The sequence below is a fragment of the Tianweitania sp. genome, assembly GCF_032053605.1.
GTDB lineage: Bacteria > Pseudomonadota > Alphaproteobacteria > Rhizobiales > Rhizobiaceae > Tianweitania.
Window position 1 is genome coordinate 88,435 of sequence record NZ_DAMBUH010000004.1, and the last position, 19,450, is coordinate 107,884.

The window sequence follows — 19,450 nt, forward strand, 5'->3', positions numbered from 1 at the left end:
CGGTCTGATCTGACAGTTTCGGCTTAAGGGGAGCGGTGCGCGGAACCATCGCCCACTCCATCCTCGTGGGCATCCTCTTGAGGCAGCAACGGTTATGAGGATGCATCTGAGTCCGTGAGATGCTCGTCCTTGAGGAGCATCAACAGTTCGGTGATGAGTGAGGCAGAAGTCTTCTAGAACCCAGCGGCAACAACAAGGATGCCGGCAATAACCAAGCCGATACCCAAAACAAGGGAAGGGCTGACCGGTTCTGCAAACAAGAGCACACCTGCGGTGGGCACGATGACCATCGCCAGCGCCATGAATGGATACGACGTGCTCAGCGGCGCTTCTCTAAGAACGTAGACCCACAGGATCGTGGTCGCGGCGTAGAGAAAGAGGGCAGCAACCAGGTAGCCATTGGTCGCTAACGACCAGAGTGTGGCTACGTCTAGCCTCCACGTGGCGGGCGCACTTCTCGCCGCTGCTTTGAAAAGCAGCTGCCCGATGCTCATTGCTAAAACGATCGAAAGGATTGAAACGAAGCGGCCTGCGCTCATGGCTTCGGCTGCTGCGCTGTTAGAAGTGCTATTTCACGAACAAGCTTCGTCAGGCGCCGCTGTTCCGACCGTGTACTGAGATGCAAGTTGAAGATCGCAACCATCACGATCACGATGAAAAGGTAAGTAATAAGGTCAGCGCCCCTTCCGATTCCCACGGCCTGGGCGAGGTTGGTTGCCGAATCCGGATAGATGACCAATCCAGCGCCGATCACGCAAATCAGCATAACTGAATTAGCGACAAGCTTCGACCGGGCACGCTGCGTCCACGCGTAGACAATCAGGAACACAATGAAGGTCAGAAGAACGAGCTGTGCAATCATTTATGCAAGCGTCCAAGGTATAGGTCGAGGAGGATGTCGAACATGCCCGAAAGCCGTTGGCCCTTGGCACGTGAGTAGTCTGTGTAAGTAATGGTACAGGGATGCTCTCGCCAAGGGAGACCCGACGCAGCGATCTTGTCCAAGATCTCCGAGGCATGCGCCATTCGGTTGTGCTGCAGGTTCAAGGCGCTTGCACCCCGAGCCGTCATCGCGCGGAGACCATTGTGCGTGTCGGTCAGCTTCATGCCAGTGTGAAGTCGGGTGTAAAGGGTGGCTGCCTGTAGCAAGAGGCGGCGCGAAGTGGGCATGTTTTCCGTCTTGCCGAGGAAGCGTGATCCCAACACGTAATCAAAGCTGCCTGTTTTCAGCGCTTCGATCATCGCTTCGGCATCGTCAAGGCTGTGCTGTCCGTCAGAGTCGAAAGTGACGATGACGCTGGCGCCGTGATTAAGTGCAAAGTCGATGCCGGTCTGCAGCGCAGCGCCTTGGCCCAGATTGATCGCGTGGCGACACACCCAGGCTCCAGCAGCACTTGCTATATGCCGTGTATCGTCCGACGAGCAATCATCCACAACGACGATCTGGTATCCACGATGCTGTACGGGCTCCAGGGCATCATGGATGACGCAACCTTCGTTGAAGGCCGGTATTACGAACCAGCAGTTCTGCATTTCGTCGCTTATCATCTACATGTAGTATCTTGTTATGATCGTTGCGACGAGTGCGTAGCCGGAAACGCCGACAGCTGATAGTGCAATAGTTGCAACACCCCAGCCATTTCGGACAGGGAGCGCGGGCATGCAACATGCCAGGAACGGCAAAAGGGGCAGGAAGTATCGTCCTTGTACGCCTACGATGCCGTCGAGATTGCCGACCTCGTTTATGGAGGCGTAGAGACTGAGATAAATAGCGCCGACCGATAACAAGACGCCAAGAAGGAGTGCTAGGCGCTTGGCCGGAGACGCTGTGCGGCTGCCATCAAGTAAGAACACTGCGAGGAGTGCTGCGATCAAATAGACATAGCAGGAGAATGGCAGGGGTGCGTCCAGCCAGCCTAGATTTCCGACGATCTGATACACGTGCATGAGGCCGAAGTTCTGCATCGTTGTCACAGCGATGGCGAAGATGCTGGCTGGATTGTCGATCAGAAACGCGATCTGTTCACTACTGTTGCCTGCCTTGTAACCTCCAACTGCAATTTCACCCGCTTTGCTGGCGATCAACCAGGCCACGGGGATGATGATGAGCGCGGCCATGCAGCCTGCGAGCAGAAGGTGACGCTTGCTGCCCGCTAGGGACAACTCGTTGCCCTTCCGGCCGTAAAACAGGCAGCAAAGCAGGACTGCGGCAAAGACCGGAAAGTAGGGGATCTTCGTGGCGACGATGATCGTTGCAATGATCGTCATCAAGACAGCTTGCCACGTCTGAAAAACCTGGTCGTTCCAGATCCGTATAACAATCGCTGCAATCAGCATGGCGCCCGAGATCAGAAAGCCGTCCGGTGAAGCGGATGCGAAAAGGAACAGGGACATTGGCAGACTGGCGACAACAAGAAACGCCCATTTACCGGATCTCGTTATCTGAATGGCTGCAGCAGCGATCAGCACACAGGCGATGCCATTTGCGAGGCTCACCCACTCGAGCGTTGCAACGATCGATCCACCAGCCTGTCGTGCCGCCAACAATGCGATGATCGACAAAAGATAGGCTCCCGGGAAATAAACGCCGGCATTGTTGTTCGCCAGAACCCTTTCGGTACTCCAAGTAGCTGCTCGGAAAGAGTCCATCGTTTGGCCCAGGGGCACGAAGCGCTGCTCGTGAATCTGTTGAACCAAGGTGTTGAACGACGGATCGATGGATCCTTGCGCGGGCAGGCCCGGCGACGCCACCTCCGTGAAGAGGATACCGTCGGCAAGTTGTGCCGCTCTTGCGATATGGGCCCATTCGTCGGGAACGCCGATAGGCTGCCGCCACCAAGAAAGAAAGAACACGAGTGGTAGTGCGACAAGCAGATAGATGATCGCTGGGAACGTCTGTCTCAGTCTGCTGTCATTGTTCATTTCGCACTACCCTGATCCATCTCGCGGGATAGAGGCACGAACTTACGGATGCAATCCCCAGATCAAGATGCTGAACACCTTCATCTGACTGGAAGTGCGACACGTTGCTTCTGCTTATGAGCAGGGTTACTCAGCACCCGAAGCATTCACCGGCTTAGAAGCTGTTGCGCTCGTGATAGGTGCGCAGGAAGGCCTTGATGCGAGGATCTTGCGGGTTGTGCAGGATCTTGTCCGGTGCATCCACGCTGACCAGTTCGCCCTTTTCCATGAAGGCCACCTGATCGGCGACGTGGGCGGCGAAGCCCATTTCGTGGGTGACGACCACCATGGTCATGCCCTCGGTCGCCAATGTCTTCATGACGTTGAGGACTTCGCCCACGAGTTCCGGGTCGAGCGCCGAAGTAGGCTCGTCGAACAGCATCAGGCGCGGTTCCATGGCGAGTGCGCGGGCGATTGCCACACGCTGTTGCTGGCCGCCGGACAGGCGCGAGGGATGGCTGGCCATCTTGTCGGACAGACCGACCTTTTCCAGCGCTTCCCTCGCGCGGCGTTCGGCTTCCGCCTTGGGTAGGCCGCGCACGCGGATCAGGCCTTCGGTGACGTTGCCGAGCGCGGTCATATGCGGCCACAGGTTGAACTGCTGGAACACCATGCCGATGGAGCGGCGGATTTCGCGCAAGGTTCGGCCGGGCATTTTGGCGCCGCCGGGGCTTTGGTAGCCGATCAGCTGGCCGTCGATGCGGATCTCGCCGGATTCATATTCGTCGAGGAAGTTGATGCAGCGCAGCAGGGTGGACTTGCCGGAACCGGACGGGCCGATGAGACAGGTGACCTTGCCGGGCAGAATGGAGAGGTCGACATCCTTCAGAGCGTGGAATTGCCCGTGATGCTTGTTGACCTTGCGGATTTCGACGGATGATGCGCCGGGCATCTTACGTCCTTTCAATCAGATGGCGTGTGACGCGTTTTTCCAGCTTGCGGCCAACGCGCGAAATGGTTTCCACCAAGGCCCAGAAGAACAGCGCGAGCGCCAGATTGGCTTCGATGTAGCGGAAGGTTTCCGTGGACATGCGCTGCGTCTGGTAGGTGAGTTCCGGCACCGTGATGATCGACAAGATCACGGTTTCCTTGGTGAGGATGATCGAGAAGTTCACCAGCGCGGGCAGGGCTGAAACCAGGCCGAGCGGCAGAAGGATGCGCCGGATGATCGAGGGCTCGGACATGCCGATGGCGCGGGCGGCTTCGATCTGGCCGAGCGGCACGGCATTGAAGGCCGAGCGGAAGATTTCCGCGAAATAGGGGCTGCCATAGATGGTGAGGCCGAGAAGGCCGGCGGGCAGGGCATCGAGCCGCAGGCCAATTAGCGGACCGCCGTAATACAGCACGAAGAGCTGCACAAGGAAGGGCGTGCCACGGATGATCTCGATATAGGCTTGGATCACCCAACCGAGCGGGCTGGGGCAATAGCGCTGCACGAGTGCGATCACGAGGCCGAGCATCATGCTGAACACCGTGCCCAGCGCCCAGCACAGGATCGTGGTGCCGAAGCCGCTGAGAAGCAGCGGGCCGTATTGCTGCAGGATAGTCCAGTCCATCAGACGGCCATCCTGTGCTCGAGATAACGCCCAAGTGCTGCAAGAAAGAGGTTGATCAGGAGGTAGATGCAGGCTGCGGCGAGGTAGACTTCCAGGGGGCGGAAGGTTGTCGCGGCCTGCGCCTGAGAGGCGCGGGTGAGTTCGAGGATGCCGACGACGGAGACGAGCGACGAGGCCTTCACCAGCAGGATCAACTCATTGACGAGAGCCGGCAGCGAGAGCTTGAAGGCTTGCGGCAGGATAATGCGGGTCCAGATATCGCGCGGGGCCATGCCGATCGCGGTTGCGGCGGCGACCTGTCCGGTAGGCAGGGCCATGATCGCGCCGCGCCAAATCTCGGAGATGTAGGCGCTGGCGCAGATGCCGACGGTGACAACCGCCGCGACCAAGGCGGGGACGTCGATGCCGACCACGGGCAGGAGATAATAGAAAAGCAGAAGCTGCACGAGCAGCGGGACGCCACGCAGGAAACTGACCCAGAGTGCTGCAAGCCAGCGGAAAGGAGCGAAGCGTGAGAGTGCGGCCGCGCATACCAAAGCGGCGATGACCAGCCCGAGCGCGATGCCCAGAACGGAAATCAACAGCGTGAAGCGCGCAGCCCAGAACAAGGGTTCGAAGCTGCTCAGGAACGTTGCAACCGAAAACATGGATGGTCCAAACGAGGGGCCGGCGGATCAGATGAAGCCGCCGGCCGCTCGGTTTTACTTGGTCGGAACTTCGCGCGGCAGTTCGGTGTAGGTGCCGAGCCACTTTTCCTGGACGGTTTTCACGCGGCCATCATCGGTCATCTTCAGCAGGGCTTCATTGACGGCCTTGGTGAAGCTTTCGCTGTCAGCGTCCTTGCGGATGACCCAAGCAAAATAGGTCGGCTGGCCGAAGGTCGGCTTGTCGAACAAAGCGAAGGTTTCGCCGCGGTTCTTCACAAGGTAAGTGAGGTTCGGCATCGAACCGGCAACGGCGTCCAGACGGCCAGCCGCGAGATCGGCATAGGCTTCGTCGGTCGTGCCATATTCCTTGACGGTGACGCCGCCGACCTTTTCGCCGAAGGCCTGGAGCTGGCGGAACTGAGCGGTGCCCTGCTGCACGCCGACCGTCTTGCCCTTGATGTCTTCCGGCTGCTTCAGCTCGGTATTGCTGGCGGCCCGCACCAAAGCAACGGTGGCGTCGGCGATCGGCAGGCTGAAGGAATAACGCTCGAGGCGCTCGGGCGTGACGGTGACGGGCGCGATGACGATGTCGAACTTCTTGACTTCAAGGCCCGGCAGTTCGGCCGTCCACGGAATGTCCTGGTAAACCGGCTCGGCGCCGATTTCCTTGGAAACGCCGTCGAACAGGTCCTTCGTCATGCCTTCATACGTGCCGTTGTTCAGCATGTCGAAGGGCGCATAATGCATGTCGGTGGCGGTGATGATCTTGCCGGCCGCCTTGATGTCGGCGAGCTGGTCGGCCAGGGCCGGACCGGCGAGGCCGGCAAGTGCTGCACCGAACAGAGCGGCTTTGAGTGTTCCCGGGAGGTTCATGATGGTCTCCTTGTTCTTAATGCTGCATCTATTCCGCATTTTCGTACGCGCCGCCAGTCTCCCGGCGCGGCAAACATGCAAAGAATGTGGGCAACCCTGAAACAAAGATCATAAATCCGGCAGGCTGACCGCGGGGGCCGCTAGGCCCGTTCGCGAGCCCAGTACCAGGCAATGTACATCAGCTTCTTGTTGTGGCGCCGCTTCGTCATCAGCGAGCGGAGTGTGCGGACATCTTCCTTCTCGCAGGCGACCCAAACGAAGGTGGTGTCATCGGTTGCCTTGATCGCCTCATTGGCGGCGTTTCGCAGCACGTTCCTGGCATCCGTGGGATAGGTCTTCCGGTGAAGCCACCGTGTTTCCAAGATACCGGCGGTGGGAAGGGGCTGCTCTTCCGCAGCGTCCTCAACCTCGATGATCGCCTTCATCCGTGTGCCGGCCGGAACTTCGGCTGCAATGCGGGCGATGGCTGGTAAAGCGGCCTCGTCGCCGATCAGAAGGATGGTGTCGGCCACGGGAAGACTGCCGCCACCGGGTCCGAGAAACGCGGCCTTGTCGCCGGGCTGCGCGTCCCTGGCGAAGTCGGCACCGGGCGTTGCCACGCCGGGGATCGGATGCTGGAGGAAATCGACCCAGAGTTCGCGGTGCTCGGCATCCACGGCACGGATCGTGTAAACGCGCACCAGCAGTTCGTCGTCGCCGGTGGGATAGGCCAGACGGCCATCCTCGCGCAAACCGGGCCAGACCGGCTCGCGGTTGCGCGGCGGGACCAGCATACGCACATGCATGCCGGCTCCGATAAAGCGGGACACATCCTCGCAGCGAAACTTCACGCGGCGCATATGCGGCGTGACGTCTTCGGCTGAAACAACCGTGACCTCGGTGAGGTTCGGCAAGACGGCTGGAGGAGCCGGATCGGTCCAGGTGAGTTCGAGCGGATCGTCGCCGGCGAAGTAGAAGAGATGCTCTGCAATGCTGTTGCGGGTGAGATGCAGCGTGTCCTTGGTGGGGCAGGTCAGCTCGATCAACAGCCGGTCTTCGCGCAGAACAATGTCGGCGTTGCCGATCGGGCTCGACAGCCGCGCGAAGTTCTCCGAGCGCTCCACATCGGAATGTTCAACGAAGTGCTCGCAGATCTCGTCGAGCATGCTCAGCGCGTTCTTGGGGCGCGCGGTGCCGGAGAGCTTGAAGGTCTCAGCTTGCATGGTCACTGGTACTCCTCATGAACACTGGATCGGGATGGAAGCGCGCTGCCACGCTTGTTGCCGCGGATGCGTCCATAGCAATGATTTAAGTTGAGGTCGATGGTCAAGGATTGCCGTCGATCATCATTCGGTGACGACCAATCGGCAGCATGAGCGGGCGGCCCGACGTCGGGTCGAGGATGATGCGGCTTTCCAGCCCGAACACCGTGCGGACGGTGTCTTCGGTCAGGATGGCTTCCGGTTTGCCTGCCGCATGCAGCCGGCCTTCGGCCATCGCCACGAGATAATCGGCGTAGCGGGCGGCGAGGTTGAGGTCGTGCAGCACCATGACGATCGTGGTGCCGCGCGTCTTGTTGAGGTCGGTGAGGAGGTCCAGCACCTCGACCTGGTGGCTGATGTCGAGGAAGGTCGTGGGCTCGTCGAGCAGCAGGAGATCGGTCTGCTGGGCAAGCGCCATGGCGATCCACACGCGCTGGCGCTGGCCACCGGAGAGTTCGTCCACCGGGCGTTCGGCGAGATCAAAGGTCTTGGTGGCTTCCAGTGCGGATGCGACAGCCTCGTCATCGGCATGGGTCCAGCGCGACAACAAGCCTTGGTGAGGGTGGCGGCCGCGACTGACGAGATCGGCGACGGTGATGCCTTCCGGGGCGATCGGCGATTGCGGCAAAAGGCCGAGCGTGCGCGCAAGCTGGCGCGGCGGCATGCGGTGGATCGACTTGCCGTCGAGCAGCACCTGACCGCTCCTCGGTGACAGAAGGCGGGACATGACGCGCAGAAGCGTGGACTTGCCGCAGGCATTGGCGCCGACGATTGCCGTGATGCTGCCGGTCGGCACGTCGAGGTCGAGGCCGTCGAGCACGAGGGCATCGCCATAACCGGCGGCGAGATCGCTGATACTGAGGGTATGCTGGGTCATAGAGACTTGCCGGTGCGATTGACCCTGATGATCAGGTAAATCAGGTAGGGGGCTCCCAGCGCGCCGGTGATGACGCCAACGGGATAGCGGCCGGGCAGAAGAAACTGGCCGACGTAATCGCCAACAAGGACGAGGGCGGCGCCGACCAAAGCAGCGGGGATCAACAGCGATCCATGCGCGCCGACCATGCGCGCGGCAATGGGGCCTGACAGGAAGGCGACGAAGGAGATTGGCCCGGTGACGGCGGTTGCCACCGCGATCGTGCCGACGGCGGCAAAGATCACCAGCGCGCGTGTTCTGGGGACATCGGTGCCGAGTGCTGCCGCCATGTCGTCACCCAAGCGAAGGGCTTCGAGGTCGCGGCTGCGGCTGAGCAGCAGGCCGCCGAACACCAGCAGGGCCAGCAGCAAAGGCAGCGCTTGGGCGAGTTGCGCGCCATTGACGCTGCCGGTCAGCCAGCGCATCGCTTCCTGCAGGTTCCAGGCGGGTGCCTTGGACAGGGTGTAGGCGATGAAGCTTTCCAGCATGGCGGACACGCCGATGCCGACCAGAATGAGGCGCGTTCCCGCAACGCCGTTTCGGAAAGAAAGGCCGTAGATCAGAAGGGCGACGCCCAGCCCTGAGAGTACGGCGAATAGCGATACGATCGGGCCGCTGAGAGACAGAACGACGATGGCGAAGACGGCCGCCGCACTGGCGCCGACGCTGATGCCGATGATGTCCGGGCTGGCGAGCGGATTGCGCAGCATGATCTGGAACGCCGCGCCGGCTAGTCCGAAAGACAGGCCGGCGAGGATCGACATCACGGCGCGCGGCAAGCGAAGCTGTCCCACGGTGAAGGACGCACCCGGTACGTCCTGGCCAAGGAGCACGCGGATCACGGTGCCGGGCCGGGTGAAGGACTGACCGAGCATCAAGGCCAGAACGAACATGGCGACGAGCAGGAGCGCGGCGGCGATCAGCACCGCTCTGCGACGGTTCTGGCGCTTGCGGCGGCCGGATGCGATCGCTTCAACTTGGAAAGCGGCGGCGGTCACAGATCACGCACCCGCTGGCGTCGGACGATCCAGATAAAGAAGGGCGCGCCGACAAAGGCCGTGACGATGCCGACATCCAGCTCGCTGGGGCGCGCAATGATGCGGCCGACAATATCGGCAAGAAGCAGCAGGGAGGCTCCGGTGATGGCCGAGAAAGGCAGGAGCCAGCGATGGTCGATGCCGATGAGGAGCCGGCAGAGATGCGGCACCACCAGACCGACAAAGCCGATCGGTCCGCAGATCGCGGTGGTTGCGCCGCATAACAGAACCGCGCCGAAGGCTGCCGCCGCGCGGGCCCATGCGACTCGCTCGCCCAGTCCGGCAGCCATCTCGTCGCCGAGTGCAAGCGCGTTCAGCTTGCGTGCGGACAGAAAGCTGATGGCGAAGCCGACGGCCAGGAAGGGCAGAACATGCTCCATGCGCTCGAAGGTGGCGCCGCCGACGCCGCCGATCTGCCAGGATCGCAAACCGCCAGCGATGTCGTTTCTGCCCAGCACGAAGGCGATGACCAGGGATGACAAAGCAATGGAGGTGGCGGCACCGGCCAGCGCCAGCTTCAGCGGCGTTGCGCCGCCACGGCCGAGCGAGCCGATCGTGTAAACGAAGATCGCCGAGCAGGCAGCACCAAGGATCGCCACCCAGATGAAGGCTTGCGCCGAGTCGATGTTGAACCAGACGACGCCTACGACCACGGCCAGCGACGCGCCCATATTAACGCCGAGAATGCCGGGATCGGCGAGGGGGTTGCGCGTGACGCCCTGCATGATCGTGCCGGAAACGGCGAGTGCGGCCCCGGCCAGAACGGCGAGCAGCGTGCGGGAAATACGGACGGAAACGGCAGCCTGGCCGATGCTGTCGACTTGGCCGGAAAGGGCAAGCAAGATTTCTTCCCAGGGAACTTCGCGCGTGCCGATGGCGATCGATCCGGCGACGAGCAAAGCGAGAATGGCCAGCAGAACAACCAGCCAAAGGCTTCGCTGGCGCGTCGAGACATGCGCGATGGGTATCACCGGGCGCGCACGAGTGACGCTCCCATCGATCGCCTGGCTGGCAGTTCGCCCTGTCATTTTGCCTTCTTGGCCGCTTCGGACAGCAGGGCCAGATAGTCGTTCAAGACATAGGCAATCGATAGCGGCGTCGGATTGGCGGCGGTTCCCAGCGGATTGCGGCCCAGCGTCACAATCGCGCCGCGGCTGACGGCAGGCATCTTGGACAAAAGCGGATTGGCGGTTACCGCCTCGACCAGTTGCTGAGTGCCATAGGTGACGACGATGTCGACATCATCGAAGGAATCAACGCGTTCGGCGCTGGCGGAGCCTGCGAAAATGCCAGCCTTTGAGGCCTCGATCACGCTCTTCGGCGACTTGAGACCCAAGTCCTGGAAGAAGGCGACGCGGGTATCGTTGGTGGTGTAGAAATTGACGATGCTGAGATCGGTCGGATCCAGATGGGTCACGAACATCGCCGATTTGCCTGCGAGTTCGGGATGCTTGGCGACGGCATCCGCGATCTCGGCTTCGGTCTTGGCAATCAGCTCGTCGCCTTGCCTAGCCATGCCGAGAGCGGTGCTGTTCAGGCGGATCATGTCGCGCCAGCTGGTGGACCATGGTGCTGTCGGATAGGCGACCACGGGTGCGATCTGGCTCAGCGTGTCGTAGTCCGCCTGGCTGAGACCGGAGTAGGAGGCGAGGATCACGTCAGGCTGCGTTGCCGCAACCGCCTCGAAATCGATGCCGTCGCCTTCGTCGAACAGCACCGGCTTTTGCGCGCCGAGCGCCTTCAGCTTTTCGGCGACCCAGGGCAACAGGCCATCATTATCGTCGTCGCCAAAATTGGCTGCGGCCATGCCGACCGGAACGACGCCCAGCGCAAGCGGCACTTCGTGGTTCGCCCAAGACACCGTGGCCACCCGCTCCGGCTTCTTGGCGATAATCGTGGTTCCCAGCGCATGCTTGATGGTGATTGGGAAGGTGGCTTCCTGCGCCGAAGCGGCGGTAAGGTCGATCGCGGCAAGCCACATGGCGGGAAGAAGAAGGCGGATAAACCGCAGCAGCATTGGAATACCCCATCGTTGCTGAAAGTTGAGCTTGCCTTTCAGGTTTAGCTTGGGAGGTCAACACAGATGCAACACTGCACCCGGAAGTTGGGCCATGTTGCCGGGGTTTCCTACAAGGCAAGAGGAATTTACAATACCTGACTTACGTGCTCAAGTTAGCGGAACGACGGGGGTTTAAACCAGACTGTTCGCGGCGGCCTGAGATGGGGATCTCGGTTGCCCCGATCTTCTGAACTGCGTCTGGCCATCATCCCTCGGCTCGCACGTGCGGCCGACTGCCAGTCATGCAACATCAACGTCCTGGAACGCGAACGATGAACACCAACGGAAACGACCGCACACCAGTCAGGCATCGTGCCGCGGTTCTTCTTGGCTGCACGGCGATGATCGCCTTTGCGCCGACCCTGTCTTACGCGCAGCAGGCGGAAACCACGGGTGAAGCGGTCGTTCTGCAGCAGGTCGTGGTGTCCGGTGGCGGCGGCAGCGGCGTTGGCGGGGATGACGATAACGGCACGATCGTTGCCGAACATACCACGGTAGGCGGGAAGCTTCCGACGACAATCTTGGACACGCCGGCTTCCGTGTCGGTCGTCACGTCTAAGGAAATCGACAAGCGCGACGCGGAATCCATAGAGGAAGTTCTGCAATATACGGCAGGTGTCGTCACCGACTTCTACGGTTCGGACGACCGTTTCGACGTCTACAAGATCCGCGGCTTCGACGCTTACACCTATCGCGATGGGCTGACGCTGGGCCGCCCGTTCGGCAGCCTTCGCGAAGAACCCTATGCCTATGACCGCGTCGAAGTGCTCAAGGGCGGCAGCTCAACGACCTTCGGTGTGTCCGATCCGGGCGGTGCGGTGAACTATGTCACCAAGATGCCGAAGCGCGGCCGTTGGGGTGAGGCCTATGTCACGGGTGGCTCTTTCGAGCGCAAGGAAGTCGGCTTCGACTTCGGCGACAACATCACGAGCGACGACACCCTGTCCTACCGCCTGACCGGCAAGCTCAAGGATGCCGATCTCGATTACGATTACTCGCGCGACGATACCAAGTTCATCCAGGGCGGGCTGACCTGGCGTCCCGACGATGCCACCAATTTCACGGTCGTGTTCGATCATCTCCACGACAATGGCGTGCCGAGCAATGGCGGCATTCCGGAAGGCTATGATTTCGACCGCAGCAGCTTCTTCGGCGAGCCGAGCTACAATTATCGCCGCACGGATCGCGACACGGTCAGCGCGTTCTTCGACCATGATTTCGGCAACGGCCTGACCTTCGCGGCCAATTCGCGCTACAGCAATGCCGAGCATGGATACGGCTATGCTTATATCGCCGCCACGCCGACCGACGGTTCGACCGTGGTTGACCGCGCCTTCGTTGGCGAGGAAGCGGACAGCCGGCAGTTCATCGGCGATGCCCGTCTGCAGTATGAAACCAGCTTCGGTTCGGTGGATAGCCGAACCCTTGTCGGCATCATGTATAACAAGCAGGTCGAGGACACCGACGGCACCTACCAGCCCGCAGGCTCGCTGGACTTCACCAATCCGATCTTCACCGGTGGACCAGACCGCTCCGAGTTGTTCTCCTATTCGACCAATCGGCAGGAAACGACCGGGCTGTATCTGCAGCAGGAACTCGAATTTTCCGAGAAGCTGATCGCCACCGTCGGTCTGCGCAATGATTGGATCGATATCAACAACAAGGGCGCGTACTATCCGGGCACCGCGTTTGAGCTTTCGACGGACGCCGACGGCGACTTCAGCGAGTTCACCAAGCGGTTCGGCCTGACCTACAAGTTCACGCCAGAATTCGCGACCTATGCGAGCTATGCGGAGTCGGTGGTTCCGGCCAGCGACATCACGGCGAAGGTCGAGCATGGCGAGCAGTATGAGGTCGGCATCAAGTATCAGCCGACTGCATTCCCAGCGCTCTTCACTGCCTCCGTTTATGATCTGAGCAAGACCGACATCACGGTGGTCAACCCGGTCACCCTGCTGCCGAGCACGATCGGCGAGATCGAGGTGCGTGGTATCGACCTGGAAGCCAAGGCGGAACTGCCGCAGAACTTCACCCTGACGGCTGCCTACTCCTATCTCGATGCCGAGATCACGGAGAACGGCACCGGCGGTAACGAAGGCAACCGGCCGCAGCTCGTTCCCGAGCACATCGCTTCGCTGTGGCTGGACTACACGCTGCAGGGCGAAGGCAAGCGCGGCGACCTGACGGTTGGCGCAGGCGCGCGCTATATCGGTTCCTACTTCCTGACCGATGCCAATGTGAGCTCGGCCGATAGCAACGTCATCTTCGATGCCGCGCTGAACTATGAGGTCGTCGAGAACACCACGCTGCAACTCAACGTCAACAACATCTTCGACGAGAAGCATGTTGCTTACGGTGGCTTCGGCGCGGACTTCTACAATACCGGCCGCTCGATCTCGGCAACGCTGAAGAAGACCTGGTAAGGCGCGAGGCTTCGCCAGCGCTCGAGCCGGCGGAGCGCTCCTTGGATTAGGCGCCCTGCTGCGTGCGACGCCACGCGGCGGGTGTTTCGCCGGCGATCTGGCGGAAGGCTTTGGTCAGGTGGGCCTGATCGCAGAAGCCGAGCTGCGCTGCGATGCCGGCGAGTGTCAGGTCCCCTTCCATCAGCAGCGTCTGGGCAAGTTCGACGCGTCGTCCAAGCTGCCATTGCAGCGGCGTCTTGCCGGTTGTCTGCTTGAAGACAGACGCGAACCAGCTTTCCGACAGGCCGACGGTTGCCGCCATTTCGGCTACGCTCAGGCGCTGGTCGTGACAGGCTCCGACCCGCGCGACGAGCTTGTTCATTTGCGCTTGCGTCAGCCTGCCTTCACTCTGTTCGCCGGCCTTGTTGCCCGGGATATGAAGAAGGCCCGCGACGATGCTGCCGATTAGGTTTTCGGCGTAGATCGGATGTCTGACGGGGTTCGTAAAGTCGTCGACAAGCAAGGCGGCGAGCGCTTCCAGCGCCTTGACGTCCTGGATCTCCACAGGCTGGCTTGACGCGGCCAGAGCTGCGGAGCGCCCGATCGTGGGCGCGAGGAACTTGAGCAGCCGATCCCTGTGAAAATGAAGATCCAGATGGGAGAAACGCAGGGAGGCCGTGAACTCCGTCCAGAGCGGCACGCCCGCCGGCACATAGATCGCGCGTGTCATGCGCCTGCTATCCGCGCCGAAACGGCCATCGCGGCTCGACATGCGGATCTGCTGCCCGACTTCGTTGAAGAAGATCATGATGCGCGGATCGGGCGACAGGTAATAGCCCTTGGCGCCCGCCTGTCCTTCCGCTTCCCAGAACACGCCGAGCATACCGTCCAGGCACCGCCACTTGGCGGGAGCGACGGCCCGAATGCCTTCGGTGTGCCAGGTCATGGAATGCCGGTAGCTCAAGATCGGCAGCCTTTGTGGTGTGTCAAACCAGGATCAGCGCTGTTGCGCGATCAACGAGCTTGCCCGTCTAACATGCGACATTAGAGCACGGCAAGGCACGCGTTATGCTGGTGCCGAGTGCACCGGACCGCGCGTCTCGCCGGTCAGATATCGAGCGGCCGGTTTTCGGCGATGGCTTCCATGGCGAAGTAGGAGGTGACGGTTTCAAGCTCCAGCTTGTCGATCAGGCGCTGGTAAACCTGATCATAGCTGTTCATGTCGCGCGTGACGATCTTTAGGAGATAATCGTAGTCGCCACCGATGCGGTAGAAGTCGATGACATCCGGGATCGCGCCGACATGGGCGCGGAAACGCTTCAGCCAATCGGCGGAATGATTGCGGGTGCGGATCATCGCGAAGACCACGAGGCCGAGGCCCACTTCCTCGCGTGCGATGCGGGCGCTGTGGCCTTTGATGATGCCGCGTTCTTCCAACAGCTTCACGCGCCGCCAGGTCGCGTTTTGCGAAAGGCCGATGCAGTCGGCGAGGTCGCGCTGCGACTGACTCGCATCGCGCTGCAACTCGCGCAGAATGTGGGCATCTATCTGATCGAGATTACGCTTCATTCATCGATCAAAATCACAATTTTTGCTCCTTAAGAAGCCCAATTTGAGAGAAAAACGCGCAGGATCTTCGCTACTCCTCCTCATTAAAGCAGGGGAGAAGGGAAGAACACCATGAGCAAGCTGATCGCGTTCAGAAATGCGCTTCGAAATGGCGATGTCATTGCAAGACTGCGCGCCGGTCTGATCGGGGACGGCATGGCCTTCGAGACACAGTTCGGCGAGCGCAATCTGCTTTATGCCGATTATGTCGCGTCCGGCCGCGCGCTGCGGCAGGTCGAGGATTTCATCCAGGCGGAAGTGCTGCCCTTTTACGCCAACAGCCACACGGAAGCGTCGTTCTGCGGTGGGACCATGACGCGGATGCGCGAGGATGCGCGCCGCATCATAGGCGAGCTGTGCGGCGCCGGGCCGGATTGCCATGTGGTTTTCACGGGTTCGGGTGCAACGAGTGGCATCAACCGGATTGTCGGCCTGCTGCGCATCCGTGAGCGTGTGCTTGCCGGGGAGCGCGTTACTGTGCTGATCGGCCCTTACGAGCATCATTCCAACATTCTCCCATGGCGCGAATCTGGGGCGACGATGGTGGAAATTCCGGAGCGGGCCGAAGGCGGACCTTGCCTTGCTGCGCTGGAAGCGGCGTTAAGGGAAGCTGCGGGCTCCGATCTCGTGGTCGGCAGCTTCTCGGCTGCATCCAATGTCACCGGCATTCTGACCGATCCCGATCCCGTCACGCGTCTTCTGAAGGCGCAAGGAGCGATGGCGATTTGGGATTATGCCTGCGGCGCGCCCTATCTGCCGATGGATATGGGCGAGGGGGATGCAGCCAAGGACGCGATCGTGTTTTCGCCGCACAAGTTTCCGGGCGGACCGGGCGCAAGCGGGGTGATGGTGATCCGCGACACAGTGGTTCAGCGCCAAACGCCGACCGCGCCCGGCGGCGGAACGGTGTCTTTCGTGTCGCCATGGTCGCACACCTATAGTCGCCGCGTCGAAGCGCGCGAGGAGGCCGGAACGCCGAATGTGGTGGGCGACATCCGGGCGGCCCTTACGCTGCTTGTGAAGGATGCGGTTGGTGAGGATGCGCTGCTGAGGCGCGAGACGGAGCTTCGCGACAGGGCGCTGCGTGCCTGGAAGGATGTTCCGGAGATTCGCTTGCTCGGACAGCGTGATGGTGCCGAGGCCCTGCCTATCTTCTCCTTCCAGATTTCGGGCAGGAACGGCGATCTCGTTCATCACCAGCTTTTCACGCGCATGCTGAGCGACGTGTTCGGCGTGCAGGCGCGGGGCGGTTGTGCATGTGCGGGGTCTTACGCGCATCGCTTGTTGGAGATCGACGAAAGCGCGTCCGGCACCCTGTTCAAGCGGCTTGCGGATGGCTACGAGACGGAGAAACCCGGCTGGGTCAGGCTCAGCCTGTCTTATCTGCACTCCAATGCGGATGCCGATGCGATCATCGATGCGGTTGCGCGGCTGGCGCTTCATGCAGAAGACTTGGCCGGCCAATATGAAGTGGATGCGGCGACGGCCCGGTTCAAACCGAAATCCCGTGCAAGCCTGGATGGCGTGCCCGCACTCAAGTTCCCGAGCCTCGTTGAACAGGTTCGCACCGACAGGAATGCCGCTAGATGATGCTTTTGCCAGATGTTCGCGCCTTTTTCGAACCGCGAACCTGCTCGGTTCAATATGTGGTTGCCTGCCCGGCAACGAAGCGCTGCGCGATCATCGATCCGGTGCTCGATTATGATGAGAAGTCCGGCTCCGTTCGCACGGACAGCGCGGATGCGATCCTCGCTTACATCGGCGAACAGAAGCTCGAGCTGGAATGGATCCTCGACACGCATCCGCATGCCGATCATTTTTCGGCGGCGGACTACCTGAAGAGCCGGACTGGCGCGCCGACGGCGATCGGCGCTCAGATTACCGAAGTGCAGAAGCTATGGAAGGCGATCTACAACTGGCCTGATCTTGCGACGGATGGGTCCCAATGGGACCGGTTGTGGAAAGACGGCGAGCAGTTCCGGATCGGTGACATGGATGTGCGGGTGCTGTTTTCGCCCGGCCATACGCTGGCTTCGATCGCCTATGTCGTGGGAGATGCGGCCTTTATCCACGACACGCTGTTCATGCCCGACAGCGGTTCGGCGCGCTCGGATTTCCCCGGCGGCGATGCGGCGCGCTTGTGGCAATCGATCCAGGCGATCCTGTCCTTGCCCGATGAAACCCGGCTGTTCACCGGCCACGACTATCAGCCTGACGGGCGCGAGCCGCGTTGGCAAAGCACAGTGGCCGAACAGCGCAGCTCCAATATCCATCTGCAGAAAGCTGCGACGCAAGAAGCCTACGTGGCGCTGCGCCAGGAACGGGATCGGACCTTGCCGATGCCCAAGCTCATTCTTCATGCGCTACAGGTGAACATAAGAGCAGGGCGACTGCCTGAACCGGAAGCCAACGGCTCACGCTACCTTAGGATACCGCTGGGCGCCTTCGGGGATGTGCCCTGGGGCAAGGCTTGAACCGCTTCCAGGGATTGGCTGGCATGAACCCGATATGCGCTCTCCATAAGCTAATGGCTTGAGCAACGGTCCCTCTTTTGTGCAATAGGAGCCTGCTTAGCAAGCATGGTTTTGTTTCAAGGCGCATTTTGATGGCCGGCACGGACTGGTGGTGTTGCCGACTGGCGCGTCGCCCAAGAACAAGGATTTGGAAATAATGGTTTATCGCAATGACGCAGCAGGCGTCGCACCGGCTCCTGTTAGCGGGCTTGATCGTCGCAGTCGTTTGAAGGCGATCGTCGGCGGGTCGACCGGCAATCTGGTCGAATGGTTCGACTGGTATGTTTATGCCGCTTTCGCGCTGTATTTTGCCAAGCACTTCTTCCCGGCGGGCGATCAAACCGCGCAGTTGCTGTCGTCTGCTGCAGTGTTTGCCGTCGGCTTCCTGATGCGCCCGATTGGTGCCTGGATCATGGGCATCTACTCCGATCGCAAGGGCCGCAAGGCCGGTCTGGCTTTGTCGGTGACGCTGATGTGCGCCGGTTCGCTCATCATCGCTGTGACGCCGGATTATCAGACGATCGGTATCCTAGCGCCGATCTTGCTCGTGGTCGCGCGCCTGATGCAGGGCCTCTCGGTGGGTGGCGAATATGGCGCGTCCGCGACCTATCTGTCGGAAATGGCCGGCCGCAATTCGCGCGGCTTCTACTCGTCCTTCGCTTATGTGACGCTGATTTCCGGCCAGCTTCTCGCGCTGCTGGTTCTGATCGTGCTCCAGAATACGATGACCGAAGAAGCTCTGAACGCCTGGGGCTGGCGCATTCCGTTCTTTATCGGCGCCTGCCTCGCCGTGGTGGTGTTCTGGCTGCGTCGCGGTCTGGATGAAACCGACAGCTTCAAGAATGCACAGGCTTCCAACGCGCCGAAGTCCAGCTTCCTTGAACTGGTGACCAAGCACCCCAAGGAAACCATGCTGGTGATGCTGCTGACGGCCGGCGGCACCTTGGCGTTCTATGCCTATTCCATCTACATGCAGAAGTTCCTCGCCAACACGTCGGGCTTCAGCAAGACGCAGGCTTCCGAAATCAGCGCGATCACGCTGTTCGTATTCATGTGCCTCCAGCCGTTGGCCGGTGCATTGTCGGACCGGATCGGACGCAAGCCGCTGATGATCTTCTTCGGCGTTGCGGGCGTGCTGTTCACCTATCCGATCTTCTCGGCGCTTGAAGTGGAAAAAAACCCGTTCAACGCCGGTCTGCTGGCCATGGCGGCTCTCGTGATCGTGACGGGTTACACGTCGATCAATGCGGTGGTGAAGGCGGAGCTCTTCCCTGCCCATATCCGCGCGCTCGGCGTGGCGCTGCCTTATGCACTCGCCAACACCCTGTTCGGCGGAACCGCGGAGTATGTGGCGCTGCAGTTCAAGAGCTCCGGCTGGGAGCAGGGCTTCTATTGGTATGTCACGGCGATGATTGCGTGTTCCCTGGTGGTTTACGTGTTCATGGCCGACACGGCCAAGAACAGCGCGATCAAGGAAGACTGATCGTTCGAGTGCGATAAAAAGTGCCGGTGAGCATATGGCTCATCGGCGCGGAGCCATCTGGCTATTGCCCGCAATGGCGCGGTATGAGTGGGTATGACCCAGCCGACCGACAAACAGCTTGCCACTTTGGGCGCTGCGTTCAATACTTTCACCA

The 19,450-nt window shown here is 60.9% G+C and carries 19 protein-coding genes; 4 read left to right on the forward strand and 15 right to left on the reverse strand.

Annotated elements, in window-relative coordinates:
- Positions 1-173: 173 nt before the first annotated feature.
- The 13 genes from RTX98_RS02265 to RTX98_RS02325 form a co-directional block, all read right to left on the reverse strand.
- Entirely contained in the window at positions 174-539 is a 366-nt protein-coding gene (locus RTX98_RS02265) for an EamA family transporter (RefSeq protein ID WP_312794275.1), read from the reverse strand.
- On the reverse strand, positions 536-862 hold the full coding sequence (locus tag RTX98_RS02270; protein WP_312794276.1) for a DUF2304 domain-containing protein: 327 nt from the start codon (positions 860-862) through the stop codon (positions 536-538). Before RTX98_RS02270 ends, RTX98_RS02265 begins: the two co-directional genes overlap by 4 nt.
- Positions 859-1,548 carry a glycosyltransferase family 2 protein gene (locus RTX98_RS02275; protein ID WP_312794278.1) on the reverse strand — a complete coding sequence of 230 codons (690 nt, stop codon included), beginning with the start codon at positions 1,546-1,548 and terminating at the stop codon, positions 859-861. The genes RTX98_RS02270 and RTX98_RS02275 overlap by 4 nt, the downstream gene beginning before the upstream one ends.
- Complete coding sequence (locus tag RTX98_RS02280) at positions 1,549-2,922, reverse strand: DUF2142 domain-containing protein (RefSeq protein WP_312794280.1); 1,374 nt, start codon at positions 2,920-2,922, stop codon at positions 1,549-1,551.
- A gap of 154 nt (positions 2,923-3,076) precedes the next feature.
- Complete coding sequence (locus tag RTX98_RS02285; RefSeq protein ID WP_312794282.1) at positions 3,077-3,853, reverse strand: amino acid ABC transporter ATP-binding protein; 777 nt, start codon at positions 3,851-3,853, stop codon at positions 3,077-3,079.
- Position 3,854: 1 nt separating this feature from the next.
- A complete protein-coding gene (locus tag RTX98_RS02290; protein WP_312794283.1) occupies positions 3,855-4,517 on the reverse strand; it encodes an amino acid ABC transporter permease in 663 nt (220 codons plus the stop codon).
- Positions 4,517-5,164, reverse strand: coding sequence for an amino acid ABC transporter permease (locus RTX98_RS02295; protein WP_312794284.1), 648 nt, complete (start codon positions 5,162-5,164; stop codon positions 4,517-4,519). Before RTX98_RS02295 ends, RTX98_RS02290 begins: the two co-directional genes overlap by 1 nt.
- A 54-nt stretch (positions 5,165-5,218) precedes the next feature.
- The gene (locus RTX98_RS02300; RefSeq protein WP_312794285.1) at positions 5,219-6,037 is read right to left on the reverse strand and encodes a transporter substrate-binding domain-containing protein; all 819 of its coding nucleotides are present in this window, start codon (positions 6,035-6,037) and stop codon (positions 5,219-5,221) included.
- 140 nt (positions 6,038-6,177) lie between these two features.
- Complete coding sequence (locus RTX98_RS02305; protein ID WP_312794309.1) at positions 6,178-7,239, reverse strand: DUF2218 domain-containing protein; 1,062 nt, start codon at positions 7,237-7,239, stop codon at positions 6,178-6,180.
- Between the two features lie 103 nt (positions 7,240-7,342).
- Entirely contained in the window at positions 7,343-8,155 is an 813-nt protein-coding gene (locus RTX98_RS02310; protein ID WP_312794287.1) for an ABC transporter ATP-binding protein, read from the reverse strand.
- Positions 8,152-9,192 (reverse strand): iron ABC transporter permease, encoded by a 1,041-nt coding sequence (locus tag RTX98_RS02315; RefSeq protein ID WP_312794289.1) that lies wholly within the window; start codon positions 9,190-9,192, stop codon positions 8,152-8,154. The genes RTX98_RS02310 and RTX98_RS02315 overlap by 4 nt, the downstream gene beginning before the upstream one ends.
- Positions 9,189-10,259 (reverse strand): iron ABC transporter permease, encoded by a 1,071-nt coding sequence (locus RTX98_RS02320; RefSeq protein WP_312794291.1) that lies wholly within the window; start codon positions 10,257-10,259, stop codon positions 9,189-9,191. The genes RTX98_RS02315 and RTX98_RS02320 overlap by 4 nt, the downstream gene beginning before the upstream one ends.
- Complete coding sequence (locus RTX98_RS02325; protein WP_416223050.1) at positions 10,256-11,245, reverse strand: iron-siderophore ABC transporter substrate-binding protein; 990 nt, start codon at positions 11,243-11,245, stop codon at positions 10,256-10,258. The genes RTX98_RS02320 and RTX98_RS02325 overlap by 4 nt, the downstream gene beginning before the upstream one ends.
- Before the next feature lie 317 nt (positions 11,246-11,562).
- Here RTX98_RS02325 and RTX98_RS02330 point away from each other — a divergent pair, with 317 nt between their 5' ends.
- Entirely contained in the window at positions 11,563-13,713 is a 2,151-nt protein-coding gene (locus tag RTX98_RS02330) for a TonB-dependent siderophore receptor (RefSeq protein WP_312794294.1), read from the forward strand.
- A gap of 46 nt (positions 13,714-13,759) precedes the next feature.
- On the opposite strand, the gene RTX98_RS02335 is transcribed toward RTX98_RS02330, so the two are convergent.
- Together RTX98_RS02335 and RTX98_RS02340 are read right to left on the reverse strand one after the other, a co-directional pair.
- Positions 13,760-14,656, reverse strand: coding sequence for an AraC family transcriptional regulator (locus tag RTX98_RS02335; RefSeq protein ID WP_312794296.1), 897 nt, complete (start codon positions 14,654-14,656; stop codon positions 13,760-13,762).
- A 143-nt stretch (positions 14,657-14,799) separates the two neighbouring features.
- Entirely contained in the window at positions 14,800-15,261 is a 462-nt protein-coding gene (locus RTX98_RS02340) for an Lrp/AsnC family transcriptional regulator (RefSeq protein WP_312794298.1), read from the reverse strand.
- A gap of 111 nt (positions 15,262-15,372) precedes the next feature.
- On the opposite strand from RTX98_RS02340, the gene RTX98_RS02345 reads away from it, so the two are divergent.
- From RTX98_RS02345 to RTX98_RS02355, 3 genes are all read left to right on the forward strand, one after another.
- A complete protein-coding gene (locus tag RTX98_RS02345; RefSeq protein ID WP_312794299.1) occupies positions 15,373-16,890 on the forward strand; it encodes an aminotransferase class V-fold PLP-dependent enzyme in 1,518 nt (505 codons plus the stop codon).
- Positions 16,887-17,774 (forward strand): MBL fold metallo-hydrolase, encoded by an 888-nt coding sequence (locus tag RTX98_RS02350; RefSeq protein ID WP_312794300.1) that lies wholly within the window; start codon positions 16,887-16,889, stop codon positions 17,772-17,774. The genes RTX98_RS02345 and RTX98_RS02350 overlap by 4 nt, the downstream gene beginning before the upstream one ends.
- Before the next feature lie 196 nt (positions 17,775-17,970).
- A complete protein-coding gene (locus tag RTX98_RS02355) occupies positions 17,971-19,296 on the forward strand; it encodes an MFS transporter (RefSeq protein WP_312794301.1) in 1,326 nt (441 codons plus the stop codon).
- Positions 19,297-19,450 lie beyond the last annotated feature (154 nt).

Bases quoted from the DNA above. Each gene is read 5' to 3' on its own strand.
- RTX98_RS02265 (WP_312794275.1), bottom strand. From the start codon at position 539: ATGAGCGCAGGCCGCTTCGTTTCAATCCTTTCGATCGTTTTAGCAATG.
- RTX98_RS02270 (WP_312794276.1), bottom strand. From the start codon at position 862: ATGATTGCACAGCTCGTTCTTCTGACCTTCATTGTGTTCCTGATTGTC.
- RTX98_RS02275 (WP_312794278.1), bottom strand. From the start codon at position 1,548: ATGATAAGCGACGAAATGCAGAACTGCTGGTTCGTAATACCGGCCTTC.
- RTX98_RS02280 (WP_312794280.1), bottom strand. From the start codon at position 2,922: ATGAACAATGACAGCAGACTGAGACAGACGTTCCCAGCGATCATCTAT.
- RTX98_RS02285 (WP_312794282.1), bottom strand. From the start codon at position 3,853: ATGCCCGGCGCATCATCCGTCGAAATCCGCAAGGTCAACAAGCATCAC.
- RTX98_RS02290 (WP_312794283.1), bottom strand. From the start codon at position 4,517: ATGGACTGGACTATCCTGCAGCAATACGGCCCGCTGCTTCTCAGCGGC.
- RTX98_RS02295 (WP_312794284.1), bottom strand. From the start codon at position 5,164: ATGTTTTCGGTTGCAACGTTCCTGAGCAGCTTCGAACCCTTGTTCTGG.
- RTX98_RS02300 (WP_312794285.1), bottom strand. From the start codon at position 6,037: ATGAACCTCCCGGGAACACTCAAAGCCGCTCTGTTCGGTGCAGCACTT.
- RTX98_RS02305 (WP_312794309.1), bottom strand. From the start codon at position 7,239: ATGCAAGCTGAGACCTTCAAGCTCTCCGGCACCGCGCGCCCCAAGAAC.
- RTX98_RS02310 (WP_312794287.1), bottom strand. From the start codon at position 8,155: ATGACCCAGCATACCCTCAGTATCAGCGATCTCGCCGCCGGTTATGGC.
- RTX98_RS02320 (WP_312794291.1), bottom strand. From the start codon at position 10,259: ATGACAGGGCGAACTGCCAGCCAGGCGATCGATGGGAGCGTCACTCGT.
- RTX98_RS02330 (WP_312794294.1), top strand. From the start codon at position 11,563: ATGAACACCAACGGAAACGACCGCACACCAGTCAGGCATCGTGCCGCG.
- RTX98_RS02340 (WP_312794298.1), bottom strand. From the start codon at position 15,261: ATGAAGCGTAATCTCGATCAGATAGATGCCCACATTCTGCGCGAGTTG.
- RTX98_RS02345 (WP_312794299.1), top strand. From the start codon at position 15,373: ATGAGCAAGCTGATCGCGTTCAGAAATGCGCTTCGAAATGGCGATGTC.
- RTX98_RS02350 (WP_312794300.1), top strand. From the start codon at position 16,887: ATGATGCTTTTGCCAGATGTTCGCGCCTTTTTCGAACCGCGAACCTGC.
- RTX98_RS02355 (WP_312794301.1), top strand. From the start codon at position 17,971: ATGGTTTATCGCAATGACGCAGCAGGCGTCGCACCGGCTCCTGTTAGC.